Origin of the sequence: Aeromonas sp. R7-2 (genome assembly GCF_040908105.1) — a bacterium.
Lineage (GTDB): Bacteria > Pseudomonadota > Gammaproteobacteria > Enterobacterales > Aeromonadaceae > Aeromonas > Aeromonas caviae.
Map to the genome: position 1 here is coordinate 91,029 of NZ_JBFODC010000036.1, position 24,964 is coordinate 115,992.

At 64.8% G+C, this 24,964-nt stretch carries 19 protein-coding genes; 10 read left to right on the forward strand and 9 right to left on the reverse strand.

What is annotated here, in order from left to right:
- The first annotated feature begins 30 nt into the window (after positions 1-30).
- The 4 genes from AB5Y47_RS15745 (at position 31) to AB5Y47_RS15760 (ending at position 4,417) form a co-directional block, all read left to right on the forward strand.
- Positions 31-1,854, forward strand: coding sequence for a SulP family inorganic anion transporter (locus tag AB5Y47_RS15745; RefSeq protein ID WP_039039857.1), 1,824 nt, complete (start codon positions 31-33; stop codon positions 1,852-1,854).
- A 122-nt stretch (positions 1,855-1,976) separates the two neighbouring features.
- A complete protein-coding gene (locus AB5Y47_RS15750) occupies positions 1,977-3,323 on the forward strand; it encodes an MATE family efflux transporter (RefSeq protein WP_010674075.1) in 1,347 nt (448 codons plus the stop codon).
- Between the two features lie 11 nt (positions 3,324-3,334).
- Positions 3,335-3,925, forward strand: coding sequence for a hypothetical protein (locus AB5Y47_RS15755; protein ID WP_039039859.1), 591 nt, complete (start codon positions 3,335-3,337; stop codon positions 3,923-3,925).
- 276 nt (positions 3,926-4,201) lie between these two features.
- Complete coding sequence (locus tag AB5Y47_RS15760) at positions 4,202-4,417, forward strand: YdcH family protein (protein ID WP_005313020.1); 216 nt, start codon at positions 4,202-4,204, stop codon at positions 4,415-4,417.
- A 162-nt stretch (positions 4,418-4,579) separates the two neighbouring features.
- On the opposite strand, the gene nifJ is transcribed toward AB5Y47_RS15760, so the two are convergent.
- A complete protein-coding gene (nifJ, locus tag AB5Y47_RS15765; RefSeq protein ID WP_368220375.1) occupies positions 4,580-8,155 on the reverse strand; it encodes a pyruvate:ferredoxin (flavodoxin) oxidoreductase in 3,576 nt (1,191 codons plus the stop codon).
- Complete coding sequence (locus tag AB5Y47_RS15770; protein ID WP_319910336.1) at positions 8,152-9,798, reverse strand: NAD(P)-binding protein; 1,647 nt, start codon at positions 9,796-9,798, stop codon at positions 8,152-8,154. Before AB5Y47_RS15770 ends, nifJ begins: the two co-directional genes overlap by 4 nt.
- Before the next feature lie 350 nt (positions 9,799-10,148).
- On the opposite strand from AB5Y47_RS15770, the gene AB5Y47_RS15775 reads away from it, so the two are divergent.
- On the forward strand, positions 10,149-11,951 hold the full coding sequence (locus AB5Y47_RS15775) for a hybrid-cluster NAD(P)-dependent oxidoreductase (protein ID WP_270825398.1): 1,803 nt from the start codon (positions 10,149-10,151) through the stop codon (positions 11,949-11,951).
- A gap of 80 nt (positions 11,952-12,031) precedes the next feature.
- Here the strand turns inward: AB5Y47_RS15775 and htpX are convergent, their stop codons facing one another.
- The 5 genes from htpX to bioB all read right to left on the reverse strand — a co-directional run bounded on the left by htpX (position 12,032) and on the right by bioB (position 16,881).
- Positions 12,032-12,904: a protease HtpX gene (gene htpX / locus AB5Y47_RS15780; protein ID WP_010674070.1), complete on the reverse strand. Its 873-nt coding sequence runs from the start codon at positions 12,902-12,904 to the stop codon at positions 12,032-12,034.
- Positions 12,905-13,017: 113 nt separating this feature from the next.
- A complete protein-coding gene (gene bioD, locus AB5Y47_RS15785) occupies positions 13,018-13,698 on the reverse strand; it encodes a dethiobiotin synthase (RefSeq protein WP_041212695.1) in 681 nt (226 codons plus the stop codon).
- 108 nt (positions 13,699-13,806) lie between these two features.
- The gene (gene bioC, locus AB5Y47_RS15790; RefSeq protein WP_041212694.1) at positions 13,807-14,610 is read right to left on the reverse strand and encodes a malonyl-ACP O-methyltransferase BioC; all 804 of its coding nucleotides are present in this window, start codon (positions 14,608-14,610) and stop codon (positions 13,807-13,809) included.
- Positions 14,600-15,796 carry an 8-amino-7-oxononanoate synthase gene (gene bioF / locus AB5Y47_RS15795; protein ID WP_043155233.1) on the reverse strand — a complete coding sequence of 399 codons (1,197 nt, stop codon included), beginning with the start codon at positions 15,794-15,796 and terminating at the stop codon, positions 14,600-14,602. Before bioF ends, bioC begins: the two co-directional genes overlap by 11 nt.
- Positions 15,793-16,881 (reverse strand): biotin synthase BioB, encoded by a 1,089-nt coding sequence (gene bioB, locus AB5Y47_RS15800; protein ID WP_043155235.1) that lies wholly within the window; start codon positions 16,879-16,881, stop codon positions 15,793-15,795. Before bioB ends, bioF begins: the two co-directional genes overlap by 4 nt.
- Before the next feature lie 193 nt (positions 16,882-17,074).
- On the opposite strand from bioB, the gene bioA reads away from it, so the two are divergent.
- Positions 17,075-18,349, forward strand: coding sequence for an adenosylmethionine--8-amino-7-oxononanoate transaminase (gene bioA / locus AB5Y47_RS15805; protein ID WP_043155237.1), 1,275 nt, complete (start codon positions 17,075-17,077; stop codon positions 18,347-18,349).
- Between the two features lie 135 nt (positions 18,350-18,484).
- Positions 18,485-19,306, forward strand: coding sequence for a HAMP domain-containing protein (locus AB5Y47_RS15810; protein WP_043155238.1), 822 nt, complete (start codon positions 18,485-18,487; stop codon positions 19,304-19,306).
- Here the strand turns inward: AB5Y47_RS15810 and AB5Y47_RS15815 are convergent.
- Positions 19,294-19,638 carry a hypothetical protein gene (locus tag AB5Y47_RS15815; RefSeq protein ID WP_042016383.1) on the reverse strand — a complete coding sequence of 115 codons (345 nt, stop codon included), beginning with the start codon at positions 19,636-19,638 and terminating at the stop codon, positions 19,294-19,296. The genes AB5Y47_RS15810 and AB5Y47_RS15815 overlap by 13 nt on opposite strands.
- A gap of 198 nt (positions 19,639-19,836) precedes the next feature.
- Here AB5Y47_RS15815 and asnS point away from each other — a divergent pair, with 198 nt between their 5' ends.
- From asnS to AB5Y47_RS15830, 3 genes are all read left to right on the forward strand, one after another.
- Positions 19,837-21,237, forward strand: coding sequence for an asparagine--tRNA ligase (asnS, locus tag AB5Y47_RS15820; protein ID WP_039039869.1), 1,401 nt, complete (start codon positions 19,837-19,839; stop codon positions 21,235-21,237).
- Between the two features lie 352 nt (positions 21,238-21,589).
- On the forward strand, positions 21,590-22,933 hold the full coding sequence (locus AB5Y47_RS15825) for an anaerobic C4-dicarboxylate transporter (RefSeq protein ID WP_279956224.1): 1,344 nt from the start codon (positions 21,590-21,592) through the stop codon (positions 22,931-22,933).
- 127 nt (positions 22,934-23,060) lie between these two features.
- Positions 23,061-23,717: a hypothetical protein gene (locus tag AB5Y47_RS15830; RefSeq protein WP_368220377.1), complete on the forward strand. Its 657-nt coding sequence runs from the start codon at positions 23,061-23,063 to the stop codon at positions 23,715-23,717.
- Between the two features lie 70 nt (positions 23,718-23,787).
- Here AB5Y47_RS15830 and AB5Y47_RS15835 read toward each other — a convergent pair whose 3' ends face one another.
- Complete coding sequence (locus AB5Y47_RS15835) at positions 23,788-24,927, reverse strand: M20 family metallopeptidase (RefSeq protein ID WP_368220378.1); 1,140 nt, start codon at positions 24,925-24,927, stop codon at positions 23,788-23,790.
- Positions 24,928-24,964 lie beyond the last annotated feature (37 nt).

Consider the following 24,964-nt stretch of genomic DNA (forward strand, 5'->3'; position numbering starts at 1 on the left):
AAAGATGTTTGTAACTCAATGGGTTAAATAATGCGCGACTTCTTCTCTCTCGAGCGCTGGCTGCCGGGGCTCGCCGCCTTGCTGCAATACCAGCGGGCCTGGCTGATGCCGGATCTTCGCGCTGGCCTCTCGGTCGCGGCCGTGGCCCTGCCCGTGGCCATCGCCTATTCGGAGCTCGCCGGGGTAGGCGCCATCGTCGGCCTCTACTCCTGCATCCTGCCCATGGTGGTGTACGCCCTCTTTGGCACCTCCCGTCAGCTCATCGTCGGTCCGGATGCCGCCACCTGCGCGGTGATCGCCGCCGTGGTAACGCCGCTCGCCGCCGGGGATCCCACCCGTCACTGGCAACTGGTGATGACCATGACCGCCATGACCGGCTTCTGGTGCCTCATCGCCAGCCGCTTCAAACTGGGGGTGCTGGCAGACTTTCTCTCCCGCCCCATCCTGATGGGGCTGCTCAACGGGGTGGCCATCACCATCATGGTGGGCCAGCTCTCCAAGATCTTCGGCTTCACCTTCAGCGAGCGCTACCTGATAGAGCGGATCCTGAACGGCACCAGCTACATTACCCAGACCCATCTGCCCACCCTGGCCATGAGCCTGACGGCCCTGCTCACCCTGCTGCTGGCCAAGCGCTACAGACCGGCTTGGCCCTCTTCCATGGTGGCCATGGTGGTGACGGCGGCCCTGGTGTGGCTGTTCAATCTCGGCCGCGTCGACATCGCCACCCTGGGGACCATCGGCTCGGGGCTGCCCGCCTTCCAGATGCCGGACTTTCCCCCCGGGCTTATCCGTGAGCTGGTGCTGCCCGCCCTCAACCTCGCCATGGTGAGCTTCGTCTCCATGATGCTCACCGCCCGCAGCTTCGCCGCCAAGAACGGCTACGAGATTGATGCGGACAAGGAGTTTAGGGCCCTCGGCATGGCCAACCTGGCGGCGGCCGCCTCCCAGGGGTTTGCCATCAGCGGGGCGGATTCGCGCACCGCGGTCAACGACGCCAACGGCGGCAAAAGCCAGCTGGTCTCCATCATCGCCGCCGCCGTCATCGCCCTGGTCACCTTCTACCTGACGGCGCCGCTGCAATACATTCCCACCGCCGCCCTCGGGGTGGTGCTGGTGATGGCCTCCCTGTCGCTGACAGATTTTCGCGGCCTCTGGGCTCTGCGCGACTCGGACCGCGCCGCCTTCTGGCTCGCCCTGGTGACCTTTGTCAGCGTGCTCACCATGGGGGTCATTCCGGGCATCACCCTCGCGGTCCTGCTGGGGCTGTTCCAGTTCCTGCGCAACGTGATGCGCCCCACCGACCAGCTGCTCGGCATGGACGACGAGGGCGTGGTGCGCACCCTGGGAGACAACGAGCAGGCCAAGGCGATTCCCGGCATCCTGGTCTACCGCTTCAACTCCCCGCTCACCTACTTCAACGCCCCCTACTTCAAGCGGCGGGTGCTGGCACTGCTGGTGCAGGATCCCCACAATCCCAGGTGCCTGGTGGTGGATGCGGTGGCCTGCTTCACCCATCAGGACATCAGCGTCATGAGCATGGTGGGAGAGCTGCACAAGGAGCTCAAGCGGCGCGGCATCCACATGGTGATGGCCGGTCGGCACGGCCAGATGAGCCAGTGGTTCAAACAGGCGGGGATCCGGGTCGGCGAGGATGGCATCATCCTCTGCCCCGACATGTACCAGGCCCTGCGCATGACCCGCTGCTACCGGGAGCCGGTGTTCCGGGACGACGAGGGGGTGGAGAGCACCACGGATGCCCTGCTCACCCGCTGGCCGCACGATGACGACCTGCCCGACTCGGCGCGCCTCACCCGCCCCAGCGAGCAGGAGGCCGGCGCCACGCCGGTCTGAGAGACATCCCCTGGTCACAGGCCCCCTCCTCCTGCGACCAGGATTGCACCCCGCCCCCGCTTGGTGTTAAATGCCCCTCCAGTTGGCCCTGACGAGGGCCATCGCCAGCACCTGGATATCCCATGCAGACTCAATCCCACGCGGGCCCGGGCTCCCTCTTCGCCCTGACCTGGCCACTGTTCATCGATCTGGCCCTCCACTTTCTGACCGGGGCCCTCAACACCTTCATGGTGGGCCATGTCTCCTATCAGGGGGTGGCGGCCCTCGCGGTGGGCAACCAGGTCTTCGATCTCGCCATCACCCTGTTCAGCTTCGTCAGCATCGGCACCAGCGTGGTGATCACCCAGTATCTGGGGGCGGGAGACAAGGAAAAAGCCCGCGTCGTCATCCACACCGCCATCGGTTTCAACCTGCTGGTGGGACTGGTAGCCGCGGTCGGCGTCATGGCTGGGGCCGGCACTATGCTGGCGCTGATGAACCTGCCTGCCCACCTGATGAGCGACGGCAGCCTCTACCTGCAGATCATCGGGCTTTGCCTGCTGCCGGAGGCGGCGGCCCTCTGTCTGGCCGCCACCCTGCGTGCCCACGGCCACACCCGCCAGGCCATGTACGTGACCCTCATCGTCAACCTCATCACCTTCGTCGGCAACCTGCTGCTGCTCTACGGCTGGTTCGGCCTGCCCCAGCTCGGGGTCGCCGGGGTCGCCATCAGCACGGTGGCGGGACGCATCGTCGGGGTGGTGCTGCTGGTATGGCTGGTGGCGCGCAAGACCGGCATCCGGCTGCGTCTGCCCGAGATCGTCCGCCCAAGCCGCGCCATGCTGGACAAGGTGCTGCACATCGGTCTGCCGGCGGCGGGGGAGAACCTCTCCTGGATGCTGCAGTTCATGGTGGTGACCGCCTTCGTCGGCCTGCTCGGCGACAAGGCGCTGGCGACCCAGTCCTACTTCTTCCAGATCTGCCTGTTCATCCTGTTGTTCGGCCTCTCCATCGGCCTTGGCAACGAGATCATCATCGGCCACCTGGCGGGGGCCCGACGCTTCGATCAGGCCTATCGCCAACTGATGAAGAGCCTGAAACTCGGCCTCATCGTCACCGCCGCCATCGCCATCGCCGCCGCCCTCAACGGTCGCGCCATCATCAGCCTGTTCACCGACGACGCCGACATCATCACCCAGGTGGCGCAGCTCTTCCTCATCAGCCTCATCCTCGAACCCGGTCGCACCTTCAATCTGGTGGTGATCAACGCCCTGCGCGCCACCGGGGATGCCCGTTTCCCGCTCTACATGGCGCTCGTCTCCATGTGGGGCATTGCCGTTCCCCTGGCCTATTTCCTTGGTATCATGCAGGGCTATGGCCTGGTAGGCATCTGGCTGGCCCTCGCCTGCGACGAGTGGGTGCGCGGTCTGGCCATGTTCTGGCGCTGGCGCAGTCGTCGCTGGCAAAACAAAATTCTTGTCGAAACATAAGCGGAATCACCATGAAGAAAATCGGACTCTTGTTGACGGCCATCCTGCTCAGCCCGCTCGCCATGGCGCAAACCGCCCCGGCGACCCCCAAGGCGCAGGCTCCCCAGACCTGGTATGTGGCCCCCATCGTCATCGACGAGACCAGCGAAGCCCAGAAGGCCCTGACCAAGGAGTTCACGGCCCAGATGATCAAGACCATCAAGATCAACGAGTACCAGACCGGCAAGGCGGTGGGCAAGACCAAATCGCCCAAGTGGCTGATCCGCACCAAGCTGATGCCCGCAAGCCAAGAGCCCCTGGTCGGCAAGAAGCACCCGCAGGGCCTCACCTACGGCAAGGGCATCCCCACCCAGGAGATCGTCGGCGAGCTCATCATGAACGGCACCCTGGTGGCCCACATCGGTCAGGGCTGGCGCGAACCCATCGTCCCGGGCACACCGGTGGCGGAGAAGATCTCCATCGCCAACTACCAGTACGCCATCGGCAACGAGGCCAAGGCGCCGGATCTGGAAGAGCTGGCGGCGCAGATCGGTTTCGAGGCAGGCAAGGTGATTGCCAGAGACGGCAAGCCCCTGCCCGAGAAGAAAAAGAAAAAAGAGTAAACGGCTCACCCGTTTCCAGTCAGGGGCCTCGCGCCCCTTTCTGTTGCCCGCCCCGTTGCAGACCCCCTCTCCCGAATGTGAAGCGGATCCCGCTTCTTTCCTCTGCTGCCCCTGGGTCAGCAGGCAATCATCATGTAATTCAAACAGTTAAAAATCACCCTTCCCATGCAGCAATTCCGTGGCCCCGAATTGGATCGGGATCACGTTTCTCCCCGGCAGTAAGGGGTACTTTGGTCTTGCAGGCACAATCAAACGACAACAAGGAGGCTTCATTACATGTTTCCGGAGTACAGAGATCTCATCTCGAAACTGAAGAGCAGTGATGTCCATTTCCAGAAGAAGTTTGACTTGCACAACGACCTGGATGCGGAGATCAGGAAGCTGGAGAAACACCACGCCAGCGACTACAGCTCCGAGGTGAAGGATCTGAAAAAACAGAAACTTAAACTGAAAGAGGAGATATACGACATCCTCAAACAACATCCACACTAGACGCCTCGACGAATACCTGGATAAGCAACTTATCCTGCCAGCCCGGCCCGACGCCGGGCTTTTTGTTGGCCGCTCACGAGGCGCGGCAACGGCCACTTCCCTTGGCACCGGAAAACGAAGCGGGCCAATGGCCCGCTTGGTTATATTTCACTCACCCCATTATCACACCGGCGGATGGAAATGGCTGGCCTCGCGGGTAGCCATCTCCTCGTAGGTGGCCCACTTCTGCCACGCCACTTTTTGCGCCACCTGCATCAGCCGCTCAGCCTCCTCCGGATGGCTCTGGGCCAGCACCCGATAACGGGTCTCCTCCTGCCGGTATTCAGCGAGGGGGATGGAGGGGCGCAGGCTGTCGAGGCTGAAGGGGTTCTGCCCCGCACTGCGCAATACCGGGTTGTAGCGCATCAGCGGCCAGTGACCGGAGGCGACGGCCCGTTTTTGCTGGGTCAGGCCAAACTCCATATCGATGCCGTGGGCGATACAGTGGCTGTAGGCGATGATAAGCGACGGGCCCGGATAGGCCTCGGCCTCACGCAAGGCCTGCAGCGCCTGCTGCGGGTTGGCACCAAAGGCGATGCGGGCAACATAGACGTTGCCGTAGGAGATGGCCTGCAACGCCACATCCTTCTTGGCCAGCGTCTTGCCCCCCGCCGCGAACTTGGCGACGGCACCGAGCGGGGTCGATTTCGACATCTGGCCGCCAGTGTTGGAGTAGACCTCGGTATCCATCACCAACACGTTCACATCGCGGCCGGAGGCGAGCACATGATCGAGCCCCGATGAGCCGATGTCATAGGCCCAGCCATCGCCGCCGATGATCCAGACCGAGCGCCGCACCAGCTGATCGATAAGCGACAACAGCTCGCGGGCCTTGCCGGATTTCACCTCCTCCAACCGCTCCCGCACTTGCGCCACCCGGGTGCGCTGGGCGCGGATCTCCGACTCCAGCCGTTGCGGGGCGCTAATCAGGGTATCGACCAGCTCTGTGCCCAGCTCCCCCTTCATCGCTTCGAGGGCCGCCACCGCCTGACCGTGATGTTGATCGGCGGTGAGACGGAAGCCAAAGCCAAACTCGGCGTTGTCCTCAAACAGGGAGTTCGACCAGGCCGGCCCCTTCCCTTCGCCGTTCTTGGCCCACGGGGTGGTCGGCAGGTTGCCGCCGTAGATGGAGGAGCAGCCGGTGGCGTTGGCCACCAGCATGCGGTCGCCAAACAACTGGGTCAGCAGCTTGAGATAGGGGGTCTCGCCACAACCAGCGCAGGCACCGGAGAACTCGAACAGGGGTTCGAGGAACTGGGTGCCGCGCACAGTGGAGAAGTCCACCCGCTCGCGGGCAGGCCACGGCAGGCTCTCGAACCAGCGCAGCGCCTGCTTCTGACCAGCCAGATGGGGAGCCTTGTCCATCATGGCGATGGCGCGCTCGCCTTCATGGCTCTCATCCGCTCCTGCCCGCACCGGACAAGCCTGCACGCACTGGCCACAACCGGTGCAATCTTCCGGATAGAGCTGCAAGGTGTAGCGGCTGTCGGGGAAACCCTTGGCGGTGACGGGCACCGATTGGGCTGCCTCGGGGGCAGTCGCCAGCCAGTCCTGATGGTAGAACTTGGCCCGCAGCGCCGCGTGGGGGCAGACAAAGACGCAGTTGCCGCACTGGATGCAGATATCCGAATGCCAAATCGGGATCTCGCGGGCGATATCCCGCTTCTCGAAGCGGCTGGTGGCGGTGGGGTAAGTGCCGTCCACCGGCAGCATGGAGACCGGGATGCGATCGCCGCGCCCCGCCAGCATCTCGCCGGTGACACGCTGGACAAACTCGCTGCCGCCGGGAGCCAATGGCAGCGGATAGTCGCTGATCTGCTCCTCACCGGCGGGGATGGCCACCTGATGGAGATGAGCCAGAGTGTCGTCCACTGCCGCGAAGTTGCGCTCGACCACCTCGGGTCCCTTGCGGGCATAACTCTTCTCGATGCTCTCCTTGATCAGCGCAATCGCCTCATCCCGCGGCAAGATGCCAGCCAGCGCAAAGAAACAGGTCTGCATGATGGTGTTGATGCGATTGCCCATGCCGTTGCGCTCGGCCACCCGATCCCCATCGATGCAATAGAGCTGGATATTGAGGGCTCGAATGCGGGCGCGCAGCCGCTCGGGCAGCTGGTCCCACACCTTGTCCGCCTCATAGGGGGCATTGAGCAGCAGGGTCGCCCCTTCTGCGGCGTGCTCCAGCAGATCGACCGATTCGGCAAAGCCCCACTGGTGGCAGCCGATAAAGCTCGCCTGCTCGATAAGCCAGGGGGCGTCGATGGGCTCGGGGCCAAAGCGCAGGTGGGAGACGGTGCGCGAACCCGACTTCTTGGAGTCGTAGACGAAGTAGCCCTGGGCGTGGAACCCCTCCAGCTCGCCGATGATCTTGATGCTGTTCTTGTTGGCGCCGACGGTGCCATCGGCACCGAGACCGAAGAAGAGCGCCCGCACCCGGCTGGCGGGCTCCAGATCGCCGATGGGGTGCCAGGCCAGACTGAGGCCCGACACATCATCCACGATCCCTACGGTAAAGCGCGGGCGCGGCGCGTCGGAGGCCAGCTCCTCGAATACCGCCGCGCACATGGCGGGGGTGAACTCTTTGGAAGAGAGGCCGTAGCGACCGCCACTGAGCCAGGGCAGCCGCTTGATAAGGCCGCGCTGCAAGCCATCGATCAGCGCGCTCTGCACATCCAGCAGCAGCGGCTCGCCCCCTGCCCCCGGCTCCTTGGTGCGATCCAGCACCGCCATGCGGCGAACGCTCGCGGGCAGGGCATCGAGCAGCGCCTGCACCGGGAAGGGGCGATAGAGGCGCACCACCAAGACCCCGGTCTTGCGATCCTGCCGGTTGAGCCAATCCACCGTCGTGCGGGCGGTGGCCGCCCCCGAGCCCATCAGCACGATGACATCGGTGGCATCGGTTGCGCCGTGGTACTCCACCAGCCGGTAGTGGCGGCCGGTCAGCTCGCCGAGGCTCTCCATGCACTGCTGCACCCGCGCCGGCACCGCCTCGTAGAAGGGGTTGACGCTCTCGCGGGACTGGAAATAGGTGTCCGGGTTCTGGGCGGTGCCACGCATCACCGGATGATCCGGGTTGAGCGCCCGCGCACGGTGGGCGCGCACCCAGTCGTTGTCGATAAGGGCCCGGATCTCATCCCGATGCAGCGCGGTGATCTTGTTCACCTCGTGGGAGGTGCGAAAGCCGTCGAAGAAGTGGATAAAGGGCACCCGGCATTGCAGGGTGACGCTGTGGGCGACCAAAGCCAGGTCCTGCGCCTCCTGCACCGAGCCGGAGGCGAGCATGGCAAAGCCGGTGCTGCGCGCCGCCATCACGTCCTGATGGTCGCCAAAAATCGAGAGCCCCTGCGCCGCCAAGGATCGGGCCGCCACATGGAACACCGCCGAGGTCAATTCGCCTGCGATCTTGTACATGTTGGGCAGCATCAGCATCAGCCCCTGACTGGCGGTGAAGGTGGTGGCGAGCGCCCCCGCCTGCAGGGCGCCGTGCACCGTGCCAGCCGCTCCCCCTTCGCTCTGCATCTCCACCACCGTGGGGATGTTGCCCCAGAGGTTGGTCTGCCCCTGTGCCGCCCAGGCGTCGGCCAGTTCGGCCATGGTCGAGCTCGGGGTGATGGGATAGATGGCACACACTTCGCTCAGCTGGTACGCCACCCGGGCCGCGGCTTCGTTGCCGTCAACCATGATCAGTTCATGTTTCATTGGGACTCCTCCGGTTGGCGCAACTCGATGGCGTGGCAGGGGCACTGGTCATGGCAGGCACCACAGCCGGTGCAGCGTTCGGCATCCACCTGATACCCCAGACCCGGCCCCAGCTTGGCGATGGCCTGCTCTGGGCAGCTGCCATAGCAGCCGTCGCACTCGAAGCAGTTGCCGCAGGAGTAGCAGCGCGCCGCCTCGTAGCGGGCCGCCGTCTCGTCCAGTCCGCCGATGATCTCGCCAAAGTCATCCCGCGCCGAGGGAGGTTTGACCGGCTGGCTGCTGGCCGGCGCATGGGTCTGGAACCAGAGCTGCAACTGCTCCGGCCCCACCAATGAATAGGAAAGCGGCTTGTGGTAGAGGCGACCACGCAGCCAGGCATCCATATGGCGCGCCGCCTTCTTGCCGTGGCCGGTGGCGATGGTGACAGTGCGCTCGGAGGGCACCATGTCGCCACCGGCAAAGAGGCCCGGCACATCCGTCATCAGGTTCTCACCAACCTGTACTACTCCCTCCTTGTTGACCCGCACGCCGGGGATGCTCTCAAGCACCGAGAGGTCGACCTCCTGACCCAGCGCCAGAATGAGGGAGTCCGCTTCCAGGGTTTCAAACTTGCCGGTGGGCACCGGCTTGCCCTCGGCATCCAGCGCCATCACCTCCACCTCGATGTTGGTACTGTCGAGCTGGCGGATAGTGCGCAGCCAGTTGATCTTGATCCCCTCCTCCTCGGCCTCGTCGGCTTCAAAGGCGTGGGCTGGCATATGGTCCCGGTCGCGGCGGTAGATGATCATCGCCTCCTCGACCCCGAGGCGACGAGCGGTGCGGGCCGCATCCATGGCGGTATTGCCGCCACCGTAGATGGCCACCCGCCGTCCCAGTTTGGGCGGTGGCATTCCTTTCTCTTCGGCCAGACTCGCCTGTTCGAGGAAACTCACCGCATCGAGGATCTTGCCCGCCTCCCGGGCCGGAATATCAACCCGCTTGGCCAGATGGGCGCCGATGGCCATGAAGACGGCGTCAAAGCCCCCCTCGTCGCGCTCGCACAGCACATCCTCCACCTTGTGGTTGAGAGTCAGGGTCACCCCGGCCGCCACGATGCGAGCCACCTCCCGATCCAGCACGTCGCGAGGCAGGCGGTAGGCGGGAATGCCGAAACGCAGCATGCCGCCAGCCAGCGGCCCCGCCTCGCGGATCTCCACCTGATGGCCGAGCCGATTGAGGTGCCAGGCGCAGGAGAGGCCGGAGGGACCTGCACCGATCACCAGCACCTTCTTGCCGCTGGCAGGGGCAGGTGGCGCAGGCTGCCAGCCACGGGCCAGCGCCTCGTCGCCGAGGAAGCGCTCGATGGCGTGGATGGAGACGGCATCATCCACCTGGGCACGGTTGCAGGCCGTTTCGCAGGGGTGATAACAGACCCGCCCGTGGACTGCAGGCAGGGGATTTTCTTCGATCAGTCGTTGCCAGGCCGCCTCAAAGCGGCCTGCTTCGGCCAGGGCAAGCCAAGCCTGGATGTTCTCGCCAGCCGGGCAGGCATGGTTGCAAGGTGGCAGGGCCGGCCGCCAGACGGGTAGCCGAGTACGGACCGGGCCTGTTCCCGTTTTCTGGGAGAGATCCGGCTGTGGGGTCATATCCAGTTGTTTGCTCATACATTGCTTTCTTCTTTTTGTGTGACAGGCCCCATCCGAATGCGCTTGATACCGTTTTGCCTGGGCAGACGGTGGCCGGAGAGGGAAGAAGCGAAAGCGTCAGAAACTGGAAGCTGGCCCGATGATGGGCCGTTTTTTGTACGACATGGTGGATCAGGATCAATAAATGTTGCGCTTTATGGGTCGCCCCCTTCACAACCGGATCTCCGTCACACCCCGCAGCCATTCGGGCCTGTCGCCCGAGCCCCCTCGCCGCCCTCGACATGGGTAGCAGGAGAAGATTGCCGCCCGGGGCAGGAATCGTTATCTTCCCCTCTTCACAGGAATCGCCACAGCACAAGGACCAGGACATGCCGACCCTCGCCAGCATACATCTCTACCCCATCAAATCGACGGCAGGCATGCCGCTGGAGCGCGCCCGGGTGACCCAGGAGGGGCTTGCCGGGGATCGCCGCTACATGGTGGTCAAACCGGATGGCACCTTTATCACCGCCCGCACCCATCCCCAGTTGCAGCAGGTGGTGGCCACCCCCGTCGAGGGGGGGCTGCAACTGCGCTATCCGGGTCTGCCCCCCCTTGCCCTCATGGAGGCGGCGTTCAGTCGCGCCCCTCAGCACACCGGTGTCTGGGGGGATCGCTTTACCGCCCTGCACACCGGGCCCGAAGCCGATGAGTGGCTGAGCCGGGTGGCGAGGGAGCCGGTGCGCCTGCTCTGGCTCGGGGAGGCATCCGATCGTTTTCGGGAGAAGACCGGCACCCGGGTGAGCTTTGCGGACGGCTACCCCTTGCTGCTCATCAGCCAGGCTTCCCTTGAGGATCTCAACCTGAGATCCGATGCCTTGCACCAGATGAGCCAATTTCGTACCAACCTGGTGGCGAGCGGCACCCGCCCCTTTGAAGAGGATGGCTGGAAGCGGATCCGCATCGGCGAGGTGGAGTTTCGGGTGGACAAGCCGTGCAGCCGCTGCATCATGACCACGGTGGAGGCAGGCACGGAGCGCTTCAATGCCCTGAAAGAGCCGCTGGCTACCCTCACCCGCTACCGCCGTGGCGAAGATGGTGAGGTCTATTTCGGCCAGAATCTGGTGGCCCTGAACGAGGGGTGGATTGACGCGGGCAGCGAGATCGAGGTGCTGGAGCGGGCCCGGGCGCCGGTCTACCCCAACGCGGCCCCGAAAAAACGGGAGCTGGTGTGCGTCGCCCGGGAACCCCTGGCCCGGGATCTGGAAACCTTCTGGTTCGAGGCTGCCGACGGCGAGCCCCTGCCCGACTACCTGCCTGGACAGCACCTGCCCATCAGCCTCGATATCAAAAACTCACGGGTTCAGCGCCGCTACACCCTGAGCTCCACGCCGGAGCGGCCCGAGCGTTACAGCATCAGCGTCAAGAAGCTGGCCGATGGCCGCCTCTCCCCCTGGCTGCACCATGAGCTGAAAGTGGGCGACCGGTTGCTGGCCGCCCCCCCGGCCGGCGAGTTTCACTTAGGGTCCGAGCGCAGGCTGCTGCTGCTCTCGGCGGGATCCGGTGTCACCCCCATGCTTTCCATTGCCCGCACTCTGGCACTACGGGGGGAGCTCGATGACGTCCACTTCATGCACCTGTGTCGCAGCGAGGCAGACATTCCTGCCGCCAGCGAGCTGCACGCCATGGCGCAGCAGGGAATGACCCTCACCCTGATCCTGAGCCAGCCTGACAAACACTGGCAGGGGCTCAGCGGCCGTCTGAATGACGATCACCTGGGCCGGATCCGGGATTTGCAGGAGCGGGAGGTGTTTATCTGCGGCCCCCACGGCTTTATGGCCGATGCGGCCGCCAGACTGGCCGCCCTTGGCGTGCCTGCCGAGCGCATCCGCCAGGAGAGCTTTGGCGGGGCCCTGCTCTCGGTGGCCCGCCCCCATCAGGCGGTGCAACTGCGTATCGGCGAGCGGGAGTTTGCGGGCAACAACCAGGGCACCGTGCTGGATCAGGCCAACAAGCAGGGAGTAGAGCTGCCCTGGAGCTGCCGTGCCGGTATCTGCGGCAGTTGCAAGCAGACCCTGGTCTCGGGCGAGGTGGATCACCCCGATGCCCCCGCCATCAGCGCCGCCGAGCGTGCCGAGGGCAAGATCCTCGCCTGCTGCGCCGTGCCCCTGACGGATCTGGTGATCAAATAGGGTGATCGGGGGGCAAAACCCCGTCCCCGGAATGCAAAACGGCTGCCCGAGGGCAGCCGTTTTCTTTAGATGACTGGCTATCAGCCCCGCAGGGCGGCGATGCGCTGCTCGATGGGCGGGTGGCTCATGAACAGCTCGCTCATGGAGCGCTTGCCGTTGATGCCGAACGCCATCATGGAACCCTCCATCTGCGGCTCGGCACCGCGGGCGAGACGCTGGAGCGCGGCAATCATCTTGTCGCGGCCGGCCAGCTTGGCGGCACCGGCGTCGGCACGGAACTCGCGCTGACGGCTGAACCACATGACGATGATGGAGGCGAGCACGCCGAACACCATCTCCAGCACGAACACGGTGATCATGTAGGCGAAACCGCCGGTGCTGCTGCTCTCTTCCTCGTTGTTGGAGCTGAAGAAGTTGCTGATGACGCCGGCCACGATGCGGGCGAAGAACATCACGAAGGTGTTCACCACCCCCTGGATCAGGGTCAGGGTCACCATGTCGCCGTTGGCCACGTGGCTCACCTCGTGGGCCAGCACGGCTTCCGCCTCGTCGCGGCTCATGCTGTAGAGCAGACCAGAGGAGACGGCGACGAGGGAGTCGTCACGGCGGGCGCCGGTGGCAAAGGCGTTCATCTCGGGGGAGTCGTAGATCCCCACTTCCGGCATCTTGATGCCAGCCTCACGGGCTTGACGGGCAACAGTGCTCACCAGCCAGTGCTCGGTCTCGTTGCGGGGCTGCTCGATGACCTGGACGCCATAGCTGCGCTTGGCCATCCACTTGGACATCAGCAAGGAGATAAAGGAACCCCCAAAACCGAACACGGCGCAGAACACCAACAGACCGGAAATGCTGGACTTGTTGATCCCCAGAACCGAGAACAGGATATTGAGTACCACCCCCAGCACCAGCATGACGGCCAGGTTGGTCACCAGGAATAGCATAATTCGCTTCATATTGACTCCTTGTGAGATATGGATGCATGGTTCGGGGCGCCCCAGGGGCGACCGATGCCACACTTGCCCCAGATAATAGACAGACTCGATGAATGTTTGCTGAATGTCTGGCCTCAGAGCAAGGGCGACACATCGAGACAGTGGTGCAAATCCACCTCATTCACCGCGTCCACGAAGGGGAGCTCCCCCAGAAATGGGGCCGGCAACATGGCTTTCAAGGTGTCCAGGTTCTCCTCGTAGCGGCTCATGTGCGGATCCACCCGGTTGATGACCCAGCCCGCCAGGGTCAACCCCTGCTGGCGAATGGCGCTGACGGTGAGCAGGGCATGGTTGAGGCAGCCCAGCCTGGCCCCCACCACCAGGATCACCGGCAGCCGCTCCTGGGCGACCCACTCCGAGAGCAGACGCTGATGATCCAGCGGCAGGAACCAGCCCCCCGCCCCTTCGACAATGACGAGATCGGCCCCAGCTCCCTCAATCTCCCGCAAGCCGGCGGACAGCCCCTCGAAGGGGATGCTCACCCCCCGCTCACGGGCGGCGATATGGGGGGCGATGGGCGGCTCGAAGGCATAGGGATTGACCTGCTCGTAGGGCAGCGCAACCGTGGCCGCCTGCTGCAACAGCAAGGCATCCAGATTGCGAAGCCCCTCCGGGGTGCGGGTGCAGCCCGCCGACACCGGTTTGTACCCGGCGCAGCGAATGCCTCTGGCGGCAAGCGCCAGCAACAGGGTGCGGGCCACCAGGGTCTTGCCCACGTCGGTGTCCGTACCCGTGATGAAATAGGATGTCCCCATGATGATTCCTCGATGCAGTGCAGGGGCGCAGAGGCGCCCCGATATCCATGGTGAAAGGCAGGCGCGCGTCCTGCCGCTGAAGGGGTGGGTGCGCCGGGTCTTTTTGTGTCAGCGCCGCACCAGGCGCCCGAGGCAGACCTCGTAGCTGGCGGCCAGCAGGCCGTCCGGTTGACGGTGGCGCTCGTAGGCCTCCCCCAGTCGCACCAGGCGCTGGCGATGACCCAGGCCCGCAGACCGCTCGTCGTTGACCTGGCTCGCACCTATCCCCTTGAGGTCGCGCAGCAGTCCACTGAGCGCCGGGTAGGCGAGGGACCAGGTCAGCGGGCAGAGTGCCGGGGCCTCGAAGCCCCCGTCACGGGCCGCCTGCTGCAACTGGGGCAACGTCAGGAAGCGATTGACATGGTCACGACCATCCACGGCCCGCCAGGCCTCCCGCAGTTGCCACAGTGACCCCGAAAGCAGGGTCGAGAAGAAGACCTGGCCACCGGGTTTGAGCACCCGGTTGAGCTCGGCAAAGGCCTGGGCCGGCCGCTCGCACCACTGCAGGGCCAGGCTGGAGAAGACCCAGTCCAGGCTCTGGTCGGCAAAGGGCAGCCCCTCCGCATCGCCGCACACCAGGCGGGCTCCGCTGCCGCGAAGGGCCGCCTGGGCCAGCATGCCGGGTGCGAGATCCAGCCCGGTCAGCGTCTCGCAGCGCGGCGCCAGGGCAGGCAGGAAGAAACCGGTACCGCAACCCAGATCCAGCCCGGCCCCTGAGCGCACCTCTTTCACGCCCCCCTCGTCCATGCGCGCCAGCAGCGACTGCCCCACCTCCTGCTGGAAGCGGGCGTGGGCGTCGTAGTGGCGGGCCGCCGCTCCGAAGCGGCGGGCGAGCTGTGCCTTGTCCACCGACTGGAAACGCTCATGCACCATGGGCGCCCCCTCTCTCTTCAGTGGATGGGCGGGGCCCCAGGGCCTCGAGCAGGCGATCCACGTCATCTTCGCCATGGGCGGCGCACAGGGTGATGCGAAGGCGCGCCGTGCCGACCGGCACCGTGGGCGGGCGGATGGCGCCAGCCCAGACACCGCACTCCCGCAGCCGCTCGGCCAGTTGCAGGGCAGCGACGCTCTCCCCCACCAGCAACGGCTGGATGGGGGTATCACTTGCCCCAAGCCGCCAGCCGAGCGCCTGCGCCCCCTGCCGGAACCGGGCGACAAGGCGAGCCAGGTGGGCACGGGCCTCGTCGGCTACGCGTACCAGTTCGATGCTCTGGCGCACGGCGCACGCCTGGGCGGGGGGCATATGGGTGCTGTAGACATAGTGGCGGGAAAAATTGACCAGGTACTCCACCAGCTCGCGACTGCCCCCCACAAAGGCGCCGGCCACCCCGAGCGCCTTGCCGAAGGTCCCCATCTGGATGTGTACGCTGGCCGGGTTCACCCCCTGGGCCGCCAGGGTGCCGCGCCCCTCGGCACCCAGCACGCCGAGGCCGTGAGCATCGTCAATCATCAGCCAGTTGCCGCTTCGGGATGCGAGTGTTGCCAGCTCAGCCCAGGGGGCCTGATCCCCGTCCATGCTGAAGACCCCTTCCGAGACGATCAGGCCCCGGTTTGGCTCAAGCAGCCGCTCAAGGGCCGCCATGTCGTTGTGGCCGAAGCGCTTCATCTTGCAGGGGAGCTGGCTCCCCATCTCCTGCAGGGAGGCGTGGTTGAGCTTGTCCTGCCACAGCAGGTGATCCTTGCCGAGCAGGGCCTTGAGCACCGCCTGATTGGCGGAGAAGCCACAGTTGAACAGCAGCACCGCCTCCACGCCGAGCCAGTCGGCAAGCGTCTCTTCCAGCTGCTGGTGAGCGCGGCTGTAACCCGTCACCAGGGGCGAGGCGCCTGCCCCTGCGCCATATTGCGCCACCCCCGCCGTGAAGGCGGCCTTGATGGCGGGGTGACCCGCAAGGCCCAGGTAGTCGTTGCCAGAGACGTTGAGGTAATCACGCCCCCCGACCCGGATCCGCCCACCGCTCGCCACATCCACCGGGGTGCGTCGGCGCAGCAGGGTGGCCTGTTCACGCTCGGCCAGCGCCTCCCCCAGGGCAAAGGGGCCGGTAACAACGGGCGTCATCATGGACGGAGGACATCTGCGCGGGAACGGGTGGCATCGTAGAAGAGTTCGCTCGGCTCGCTCTGGCGGTTCACCTCGGCCAGCAGCTCCTCCTCTTGAACCTGATCCGGCTTCTGGGCCCGCTGGGCGGGGCGAATGCCAAGGCGCTTGAAGAGCTGCATGTCGCTGTTCTCGTCCGGATTGGGGGTGGTCAGCAGCTTGCAGCCGTAGAAGATGGAGTTGGCCCCGGCCATAAAGCACATGGCCTGCATCTGCTCGTTCATCTTCTCCCGCCCGGCGGAGAGGCGCACGTGGGAGGCCGGCATCATGATGCGCGCCACGGCGATGGTGCGGATAAATTCGAACGGGTCCAGGTTCTCCTGGTTCTCCAGGGGCGTCCCCTTCACCTTGACCAGCATGTTGATGGGCACGCTCTCCGGGTGGCGCGGCAGATTGGCCAGCGCCATCAAGAGGCCCGCACGGTCTTTCGCCTGCTCCCCCATGCCGACGATGCCGCCGGAGCAGACCTTCATGCCGGCGCCGCGCACATGCTCCAGGGTGTCGAGCCTGTCCTGATAGGTGCGGGTGGTGATGATGTCGCCGTAGAACTCCGGCGAGGTGTCGAGGTTGTGGTTGTAGTAATCGAGCCCCGCCGCCCCGAGACGCGCCGCCTGATCGGCGGTCAGCATCCCGAGCGTCATGCAGGTCTCCATGCCGAGCCCGCGCACCTCTTCAATCATGCGCAGGATGTAGGGCATGTCCTTCTCTTTCGGGTTGCGCCAGGCCGCCCCCATGCAGAAGCGGGACGAGCCGTTGGCCTTGGCCTCCCGGGCCCGCTCCAGCACTTTTTCCACCTCCATCAGCCGCTCGGTCTCGAGCCCGGTGTGGTAGCGAGCGCTCTGGGGACAATATTTGCAATCTTCCGGGCAGGCCCCGGTCTTGATGGAGAGCAGGGTGCTTACCTGCACCTCGTTCGGGTCGAAATGGGCACGGTGCACCGTCTGGGCCTGGAACAGCAGATCGTTGAATGGCAGGGCAAAGAGATCCTGAACCTCGGACAGGGTCCAGTCGTGACGAAGGGCGTGGGCACCCGCGGTGAGAGCATTCATACATGGCTTCCGGTTGTTATTGGTGGGATCCTGCGCCGCGCTCAAGAGAGCGTTCGCCGCAAGACCCGCCAGCTGGACAGCGCGACGCCAGGGCGTGCGCGAAGCCAAGTGGCTGAAATTGTTGGCTAGTGTAGAGAGCACGCGTAGACTGTCAACACCGACCAGATCAAATCAATTGACAATAGAACACAAAATGACCAACCAAGAATTCGACCTGCACCACGTCTGGCACCCCTATACCTCCCTCACCCATCCCCTGCCCTGCTATGAAGTGGCCAGCGCCAAAGGGGTGACCCTCACCCTGACGGACGGGCGCGAGCTGGTGGATGGCATGAGCTCCTGGTGGGCCTGCGTTCACGGCTATCAGGTGCCGGAACTGGACGCGGCCGCCACCGCCCAGCTCGGCAAGATGTCCCACGTGATGTTTGGCGGCCTGACCCATGCCCCGGCGGTCGAGCTCTGCCGCAAACTGGTGGAGATCACCCCGAAGGGGCTGGATCGGGTCTTTCTGGCGGATTCCGGCTCGGTGGCGGTGGAGGTGGCCCTCAAGATGGCCCAGCAGTACTGGCATGCCAAAGGGACGCCCCGCGCCAAATTCGTTGCCCTTCGGGGCGGCTATCACGGCGACACCTTCGGCGCCATGAGCGTGTGCGACCCGGATGGCGGCATGCACGAGCTCTACCAGGGCTTCCTGCCCGAACACCATTTCGTCGAAGCGCCAAGCTGCCGCTTCCACGCTCAGTGGGACGAGCAGAGCGTGGTGGAGCTGGCCACCCTGGTGGCGGATCATCACGAGGAAATCGCCGCCATCGTGCTCGAACCCATCGTCCAGGGGGCGGGCGGCATGCGCTTCTACCACCCCCGCTACCTGCAGTGGGTGCGCGCCCTGTGCGACGAATTCGGCCTGCTGCTGATTGCCGACGAGATAGCCACCGGCTTTGGCCGCACCGGCCAGCTCTTTGCCTGCGACTGGGCCGGCATCAGCCCCGACATCATGTGCCTGGGCAAGGCGCTCACCGGCGGCTATCTGACGCTGTCGGCCACGCTCACGACCGAACATGTGGCTCGCACCGTGTGTGACGGCAAGGCAGGCGTCTTCATGCACGGCCCCACCTTCATGGGCAACCCGCTTGCCTGCGCGGTAGCCAACGCCTCCATCGAGTTGCTGCTCGCCTCCCCGTGGCAGGCGCGGGTGCAAGCCATCGAACACCAACTCAAAACCGAACTGGTGGAACTGACCCTGCACCCGGCGGTGGCGGATGTGCGGGTGCTCGGCGCCATCGGGGTGGTGGAGATGAAGGAGCGGGTGGACGTGGCGCGCATCCAGCGCAAGTTCGTGGAGCTGGGCGCCTGGATCCGTCCCTTTGGCAAGCTCATCTACCTAATGCCCCCCTTCGTCATCACCCCCGAGGAGCTGCGGGTATTGACCGGCGCCATCCACGAGGCCATCACCATCGGCGAATATTGAGTCCGGATGAACGGGCCCTGCATGAGAACGCAGGGCCTTTCGGCGCTTTTTCATCAGAATGTGAGCAAGACACCAAAACCCGTCCGGCGAGGAGAGTAGACTGCGCGGGTTTTACCCAACAGATGTACCAGCCCCATGCGCCTCTCCATTGCTGCCAAGATCAACTTCTTCCTGCTCTTCATCTTCTCCATGGTATTGGTGTTTTCCGCGGCCTATCAGGCGGTGCGCGAGCGTGACCTCATCCTGACCCTCATCAAGGAGCAGAGCCGCGAGCAGACCGAGGCCTACTTCGACGGCCTCAACATGCTGATGCTGACCGGCAAGATGGACGCCCGCGACACCCTGCGCGCCAAGTTTCTCCATCACGCCCACGTGGAAGATGCCCGCATCGTGCGCGGGGCGGCGGTCAACAAGCAGTACGGGCCGGGCCGTGACGTCGAGGCCCCGAAGGACAGGTACGATGCCCTGGCGCTGGCGGGCAAGGGGAGCCTGGAGGTAGAGCATGACGGCATGCACAGCCGGCTGGTGGTGACCCGCCCGCTGCTGGCCAGAAAGGATTTTCGCGGTACCGACTGCACCAGCTGCCACCAGGTGCCGGAAAACACCGTGCTGGGGGCGGTGCGTTTTGACTACTCCCTCGACACCCTGTTTACCCGGGTGGAGCAGAACATCCTCACCTCGGCCCTGAGCCTCACCCTCATCTTCGGGCTGGGACTCCTGCTCACCCTCTGGGTCATCCGCACCTGGATAGTCCGCCCCCTCAACCAGCTGACCCGCTCCATGGAGGAGGCCACCGATCGCAACGACTTCGGCCACAGGCTGGAGGGGGATGAAGGGGACGAGATTGGCCGGGTGGCGCTCGCCTACAACCAGATGCTCGACAGCGTGGAGCGCCAGATAGGCAAGCGCCCCGCCTCTCAGGGGCTGGATGACGGCGACGGCCCTCAGCCCCGGTAGTAAAGCAGCAGGCAGGCCACCAGGATCAGCAGCAGGATGAAGAGATTGACGTGGCGGGCATCTTCCTGCCGACGGCTGCGGCCACGGGCCAGCACCAGCACCACCAGGGTCAGCAGGCAGCAACCCCAGAGCCCGCGCTCCAGCCAGGGGGTAAGCAGGGGGTCCCAGCTCTGGCGCACCTTGACGCCCCCATAGACCAGAAAGCCGTAAGCCACCTCTGGCCGGGCGAAGTGATAGAGGGAGAGCAGGGCGACAAAGCCGCCCCAGCAGAGGATCACCAGCCCCTGCAACACCCGTATCCAGCCATCCGGCCCCCGCCTGCGCTCCTTCACCCTCACCCCCGTCCAGCCGCCATGATCCATGCACTATGCATGGGGAAATCCCCGCAAGGGTCCGACATTTTTGCTTGTTTATCAAACCTGCGCGGGTAAGATGAACGGCTTAGTCTGCCATGGTGGGCCAACTGCGCCCGGGCCAGACCCCTAGTGTTGCAAATAGCGCTGCAAGAACAAGCTGGAGACAATATTTCGATGACGCACGCATCCGTAGTTGATGTGCTGGCCGGTAAGTATTCGGTCGGCACCACCCTGACTGTGAAAGGGTGGATCCGGACCCGCCGCGATTCCAAGGCGGGGATCTCATTTTTGGCCGTTTCCGATGGCTCCTGCTTCCATCCGGTGCAGGCCGTCGCCCCCAATACCCTGGCCAATTACGAGAATGAAGTGCAACGTCTGACCACAGCTTGCTCCGTCGAAGTGACCGGCACCGTGGTCGAGTCCCAGGGCAGCGGCCAAGCGTTCGAACTGCAGGCCACCGAGGTCAAGGTGGTGGGCTGGGTCGAAGATCCGGACACCTACCCCATGTCTGCCAAGCGCCACAGCATCGAGTACCTGCGCGAGCAGGGCCACCTGCGTGCCCGCACCAACATCGTCGGTGCCGTGACCCGGGTGCGCAACTGCCTCTCCCAGGCCATTCACCGCTTCTTCCACGAACAGGGCTACCTCTGGATCGCGGCGCCCCTCATCACCGCCTCCGACACTGAAGGGGCCGGCGAGATGTTCCGCGTCTCCACCCTGGACATGGAAAACCTGCCGCGCACCCCCGAAGGCAAGGTGGACTACGACAAGGACTTCTTCGGCAAGGAGACCTTCCTGACCGTGTCCGGCCAGCTGAACGTCGAAACCTACGCCTGCGCCCTGTCCAAGGTCTACACCTTCGGCCCGACCTTCCGCGCCGAAAACTCCAACACCAGCCGCCACCTGGCCGAGTTCTGGATGGTGGAGCCGGAAGTGGCCTTCGCCGATCTGGAAGACAACGCCGCCCTGGCCGAAGCCATGCTGAAGTACGTCTTCAACGCCGTGCTGACCGAGCGCCGCGACGATCTGGAGTTCTTCGCCCAGCACGTGGACAAGGACGCCATCGGCCGTCTGGAGCGCTTCGTCGCCTCCGACTTCGCCCAGATTGACTACACCGACGCCATCGACGTGCTGCAAAACTGCGGCAAGAGCTTCGAGTTCCCGGTCTCCTGGGGCATCGACCTCTCCTCCGAGCACGAGCGCTACCTGGCCGAGGAGCACTTCAAGTCCCCGGTGGTGGTGAAGAACTACCCGAAGGACATCAAGGCCTTCTACATGCGCCTCAACGACGACGGCAAGACCGTTGCCGCCATGGACGTACTGGCCCCGGGGATCGGCGAGATCATCGGCGGCTCCCAGCGTGAAGAGCGCCTCGAGGTGCTGGATGCCCGTCTGGCCGAGATGGGCCTGAACAAGGAAGACTACTGGTGGTACCGCGATCTGCGTCGCTATGGCACCGTGCCCCACTCCGGCTTCGGTCTGGGCTTCGAGCGCCTGGTGGTCTACGTGACCGGCATGGGCAACGTGCGCGACGTGATCCCCTTCCCCCGTACTCCCCGCACCGCCGAGTTCTAAGGCGACCCGCCTACTCGCACCGTGCAAAAGCCGACCCCCGGGGTCGGCTTTTTTTATGCCCGCCTCGCTCTTCCCGCACCTGTCATTTCCGCCTTTTGCATTCCAAACCCTGTGCTCTCCCCCATCTTTCCCGTCATTTATCTGGTGTGCGCCAGGAGGCGGTCCCCTGTTCAAGGGCTGAACCGTAGTTTTTATGCACTTAAATCGGAAAAAAGCCGGTTGTTGAAGCAACGCAATTTTTTACCCCTTTAGGGGTGACAAAATGTCCATTAACCCTTCAGGGGTAATTGATGACAGCGGATCCCGGGCAGCTGGCCGATGGGGACATGGATAAAACACACGAGGTAATGGAATGATCTTGATGGAATTTTTGGTGGTACTCGGCTGCTTGCTGCTGGGTACCCGCTTCGGGGGCATGGGGCTGGGTCTCATCAGCGGCATTGGTCTGTTCCTGCTGACCTTCGTCTTCGGCCTGGTGCCGGGCGAGCCGCCGGTGCAGGTAATGCTGACCATACTGGCGGTCATTGGCTGCGCCGCCACCCTGCAGACCGCCGGCGGTCTCAACCTGATGATGCAGGTGGCCGAGCGTCTGCTGCGCCGTCACCCCCAGTACATCACCCTGCTGGCGCCGCTCACTACCTGGACCCTCACCTTCCTGTGCGGCACCGGCCACGTGGTCTATACCATGTTCCCCATCATCGCCGACATCGCGCTGCAGAAGAACATCCGCCCGGAGCGCCCCATGGCAGTGGCATCCGTTGCCTCCCAGATGGCCATCTGCGCCTCGCCGGTCTCGGTGGCCGTGGTCTCCATGGTCTCCATCCTGGCGGCGGCTCACGGCGTGGGTCAGGCCTACGGTCTGCTCGACATCCTGATGGTGGCCATCCCCTCCTCGCTCACGGGTGTCATGATGGCGGCCCTGTGGAGCCTGCGCCGCGGCAAGGATCTGGACAAGGACGAGGAGTTCCAGGCCAAGATCAAGGACCCTGCCCAGCGGGACTTCATCTACGGCGGTGGTGAAACCCTGCTCAACACCAAGTTCCCGAAAGAGGCCTACTGGTCGACCTGGATCTTCTTCGCCGCCATCGCTGCCGTGGTGCTGCTGGGGGCCAATGAGGCGCTGCGCCCCGTCTTCACCATCAAGGAGAAGACGGGCCCCCTCTCCATGAACCTGGTGATCCAGATGATGATGCTGATCGCCGGCGCCATCATCCTGATGCGCTGCAAGGTCAAGCCGGGGGAGATCGCCAACGGCGCCGTCTTCAAGGCGGGCATGGTCGCCATCTTCTCCGTGTTCGGGGTCGCCTGGATGAGTGAAACCTTCTTCCAGGCCCACATGCCGCTGCTCAAGGAGACCCTGGCCCACGTGGTACAGGCCCAGCCCTGGACCTACGCCCTGGTGCTCTTCCTCATCTCCAAGCTGGTGAACAGCCAGGCCGCGGCGCTCACCGCCATCGCCCCCATGGGGCTGGCGCTGGGGGTCGAACCCAAGCTGCTCATCGCCTTCCTGCCGGCGAGCTACGGCTACTTCGTGCTGCCGACCTACCCGAGCGATCTCGCCTGCATCGGCTTCGACCGCTCCGGCACCACCCGCATCGGCAAGTTCATCATCAACCACAGCTTCATCATTCCGGGCCTCATCGGGGTGGTGACCTCCTGTACCCTGGGCTTCATCCTGACCAGCATCCTGCTGTAACAGGCATCCAGTGCGAGCGGCTCCCCCGTGGGAGCCGCTTTTTTATCCCCGCATCCCCGGCCCGCGCTTTGCCATCGCCCCCCACTCTGGGTAGCATGAGCCCTCTTTTATTCAGCGGAAATCCCCCATGTCTCGCGTCATCCTGCTCTGGAGCGGCGGCAAAGATGCCATGCAGGCCCTCTGCCACGCCCGGGAAGCGGGCCATCAGGTGGTGGCCCTGGTCACCTTTGCCCCGCCAGCGCCCCGCTTTCTCGCCCATCCTCTGTCACAGGTTCGCCGTCAGGCGGCGGCCCTCGCGCTGCCCCATCGGCTGGTCACCATCGAGGCGCCCTTCGATCTCGGTTATGAGCGGGCCCTGGCGGCATTGAAAGAGGAGTGGCAACTCGATGGGGTCGTCACCGGCGACATCGACAGCGTGGGGGGCGCGCCGAACTGGATCCGCGAGCGCTGTCGCCCCCTGGGGCTCACCGTCCACACCCCTCTCTGGCAGCAACCCCGCGAGGCGTTGCTGGCGGACATGCTGGCCCGCGGCATCGTCGCCCACCTCTCCTGCGTCGATACCCGGGTACTGGCCCCCGAGTGGGTGGGGCGCAGGCTCGATGCGGCCACCCTGGCCGAATTGCAGCAACTGGCGGCAACCCGGGGCTTCGATGCCTGCGGCGAGCAGGGGGAGTACCACACCATGGTGACCGACGGCCCCGGGTTTGCGGCGCCGCTGACGCTCGGCCACTGGCAGGTGGCGCGCCAGGAGCACCTCGCCTATCTGCAAGAGGACGAGGAATGACCTCTCTCGAGGGCGACACATAAAAAACGGGAGGCGATGGCCTCCCGTTTTGCTTGTCCTTAACGTTGACCTATTTGGCCAGCTTGCCCAGCACCCGCTTAAGCAGGCGGATGCGCGGCTCGATGCTCTCCAGCAGCAGGAACTCCCCCTCCGAGTGGAAGCCGCCCCCCATGGGGACGAAGCCATCGAGGGACGGCACGCCTGCGGCGGCGGTGAAGTTGGCATCCGAGCCGCCACCGGCCTCCAGCCAGGTGAAGGGGACGCCCTCCTCCCTGCCTGCCGCCTCCACCAGCGCCATCAGGGCCTCGGTGTCGCCGCTCGGGCGCATCGCGGGCTTGAAGCTCTGGCGCGCCACCTCGACCCGGCAACCGGCGAGGAAGGGGTTGTTGGCCATGAAGGTGAGCCGGTCGTGCACCGCCTGCGCCTCTTCGTTGCGCCAGAAGCGCAGATCCACGATCGCCTCGGCAAAGTCGGGCACCACGTTGACGCCGGTCCCCCCCTGCACCACCCCCACGTTCATGGTGGTGCCGGTTTCCATGTTGACCTGCTGGTTGATGGCGAGCACCCAGTGGGCCAGCTCCGTGATGGCGGAGATCCCTTGTGCCAGGGCCGAACCGGCATGGGAGGCCTTGCCGTGGAAGGTGATGCGGTACTTGGCATTGCCCTTGCGGGCGCTGATGAGATCCCCGCTCGGGCGCGCCGCCTCGGCCACCAGCACGCAGCCGCTCTGTCTGGCTTTTTTCACCAGCCATTCTTTGGACCAGGGGGAACCAATCTCCTCGTCGCAGTTGCAGCAAACCAGCACCTTGAGCCTGGCCAGCACGGCCGGGTCCAGCTCTTTCAAGGCATACCAGGTGGAGAGCAGGCCGCTCTTCATGTCCGAGACGCCGGGGCCAAAGGCCTGATTGCCTTCGATTTTCAGCGGTCGCTTGGCCGCCGTCCCCTCGGGGAAGACGGTGTCCATGTGGCCCACCAGCATGACGTCGTAGTGATCCGCCCCCGGGGCATTGGTTGCCTCGAGGCAGGGGCCGCACTCGGCGGCGAACTGGTGGCGGGTCACCTGCCAGCCGATGGCCTCATATTTCTCGGTCATGATGTCGGCGACCCGGGCCACCCCGGCCGGGGTGCGGGTGCCGCAGTCGAGGTTGATGAGCGGGGCGAGATCCGCCAGATAGGTATCGAGGGAAAACGGGCGCGTGAGGTCGTTCATTGTCTTCTCCATGGAACAATCTGCGTAAAACACAGAC

Excerpts from the sequence above, each read along its gene's own strand:
- AB5Y47_RS15745 (WP_039039857.1), top strand. The coding sequence starts at position 31 with ATGCGCGACTTCTTCTCTCTCGAGCGCTGGCTGCCGGGGCTCGCCGCC.
- AB5Y47_RS15750 (WP_010674075.1), top strand. The coding sequence starts at position 1,977 with ATGCAGACTCAATCCCACGCGGGCCCGGGCTCCCTCTTCGCCCTGACC.
- AB5Y47_RS15755 (WP_039039859.1), top strand. The coding sequence starts at position 3,335 with ATGAAGAAAATCGGACTCTTGTTGACGGCCATCCTGCTCAGCCCGCTC.
- AB5Y47_RS15760 (WP_005313020.1), top strand. The coding sequence starts at position 4,202 with ATGTTTCCGGAGTACAGAGATCTCATCTCGAAACTGAAGAGCAGTGAT.
- nifJ (WP_368220375.1), bottom strand. The coding sequence starts at position 8,155 with ATGAAACATGAACTGATCATGGTTGACGGCAACGAAGCCGCGGCCCGG.
- AB5Y47_RS15770 (WP_319910336.1), bottom strand. The coding sequence starts at position 9,798 with ATGAGCAAACAACTGGATATGACCCCACAGCCGGATCTCTCCCAGAAA.
- AB5Y47_RS15775 (WP_270825398.1), top strand. The coding sequence starts at position 10,149 with ATGCCGACCCTCGCCAGCATACATCTCTACCCCATCAAATCGACGGCA.
- htpX (WP_010674070.1), bottom strand. The coding sequence starts at position 12,904 with ATGAAGCGAATTATGCTATTCCTGGTGACCAACCTGGCCGTCATGCTG.
- bioD (WP_041212695.1), bottom strand. The coding sequence starts at position 13,698 with ATGGGGACATCCTATTTCATCACGGGTACGGACACCGACGTGGGCAAG.
- bioC (WP_041212694.1), bottom strand. The coding sequence starts at position 14,610 with ATGGTGCATGAGCGTTTCCAGTCGGTGGACAAGGCACAGCTCGCCCGC.
- bioF (WP_043155233.1), bottom strand. The coding sequence starts at position 15,796 with ATGATGACGCCCGTTGTTACCGGCCCCTTTGCCCTGGGGGAGGCGCTG.
- bioB (WP_043155235.1), bottom strand. The coding sequence starts at position 16,881 with ATGAATGCTCTCACCGCGGGTGCCCACGCCCTTCGTCACGACTGGACC.
- bioA (WP_043155237.1), top strand. The coding sequence starts at position 17,075 with ATGACCAACCAAGAATTCGACCTGCACCACGTCTGGCACCCCTATACC.
- AB5Y47_RS15810 (WP_043155238.1), top strand. The coding sequence starts at position 18,485 with ATGCGCCTCTCCATTGCTGCCAAGATCAACTTCTTCCTGCTCTTCATC.
- asnS (WP_039039869.1), top strand. The coding sequence starts at position 19,837 with ATGACGCACGCATCCGTAGTTGATGTGCTGGCCGGTAAGTATTCGGTC.
- AB5Y47_RS15825 (WP_279956224.1), top strand. The coding sequence starts at position 21,590 with ATGATCTTGATGGAATTTTTGGTGGTACTCGGCTGCTTGCTGCTGGGT.
- AB5Y47_RS15830 (WP_368220377.1), top strand. The coding sequence starts at position 23,061 with ATGTCTCGCGTCATCCTGCTCTGGAGCGGCGGCAAAGATGCCATGCAG.
- AB5Y47_RS15835 (WP_368220378.1), bottom strand. The coding sequence starts at position 24,927 with ATGAACGACCTCACGCGCCCGTTTTCCCTCGATACCTATCTGGCGGAT.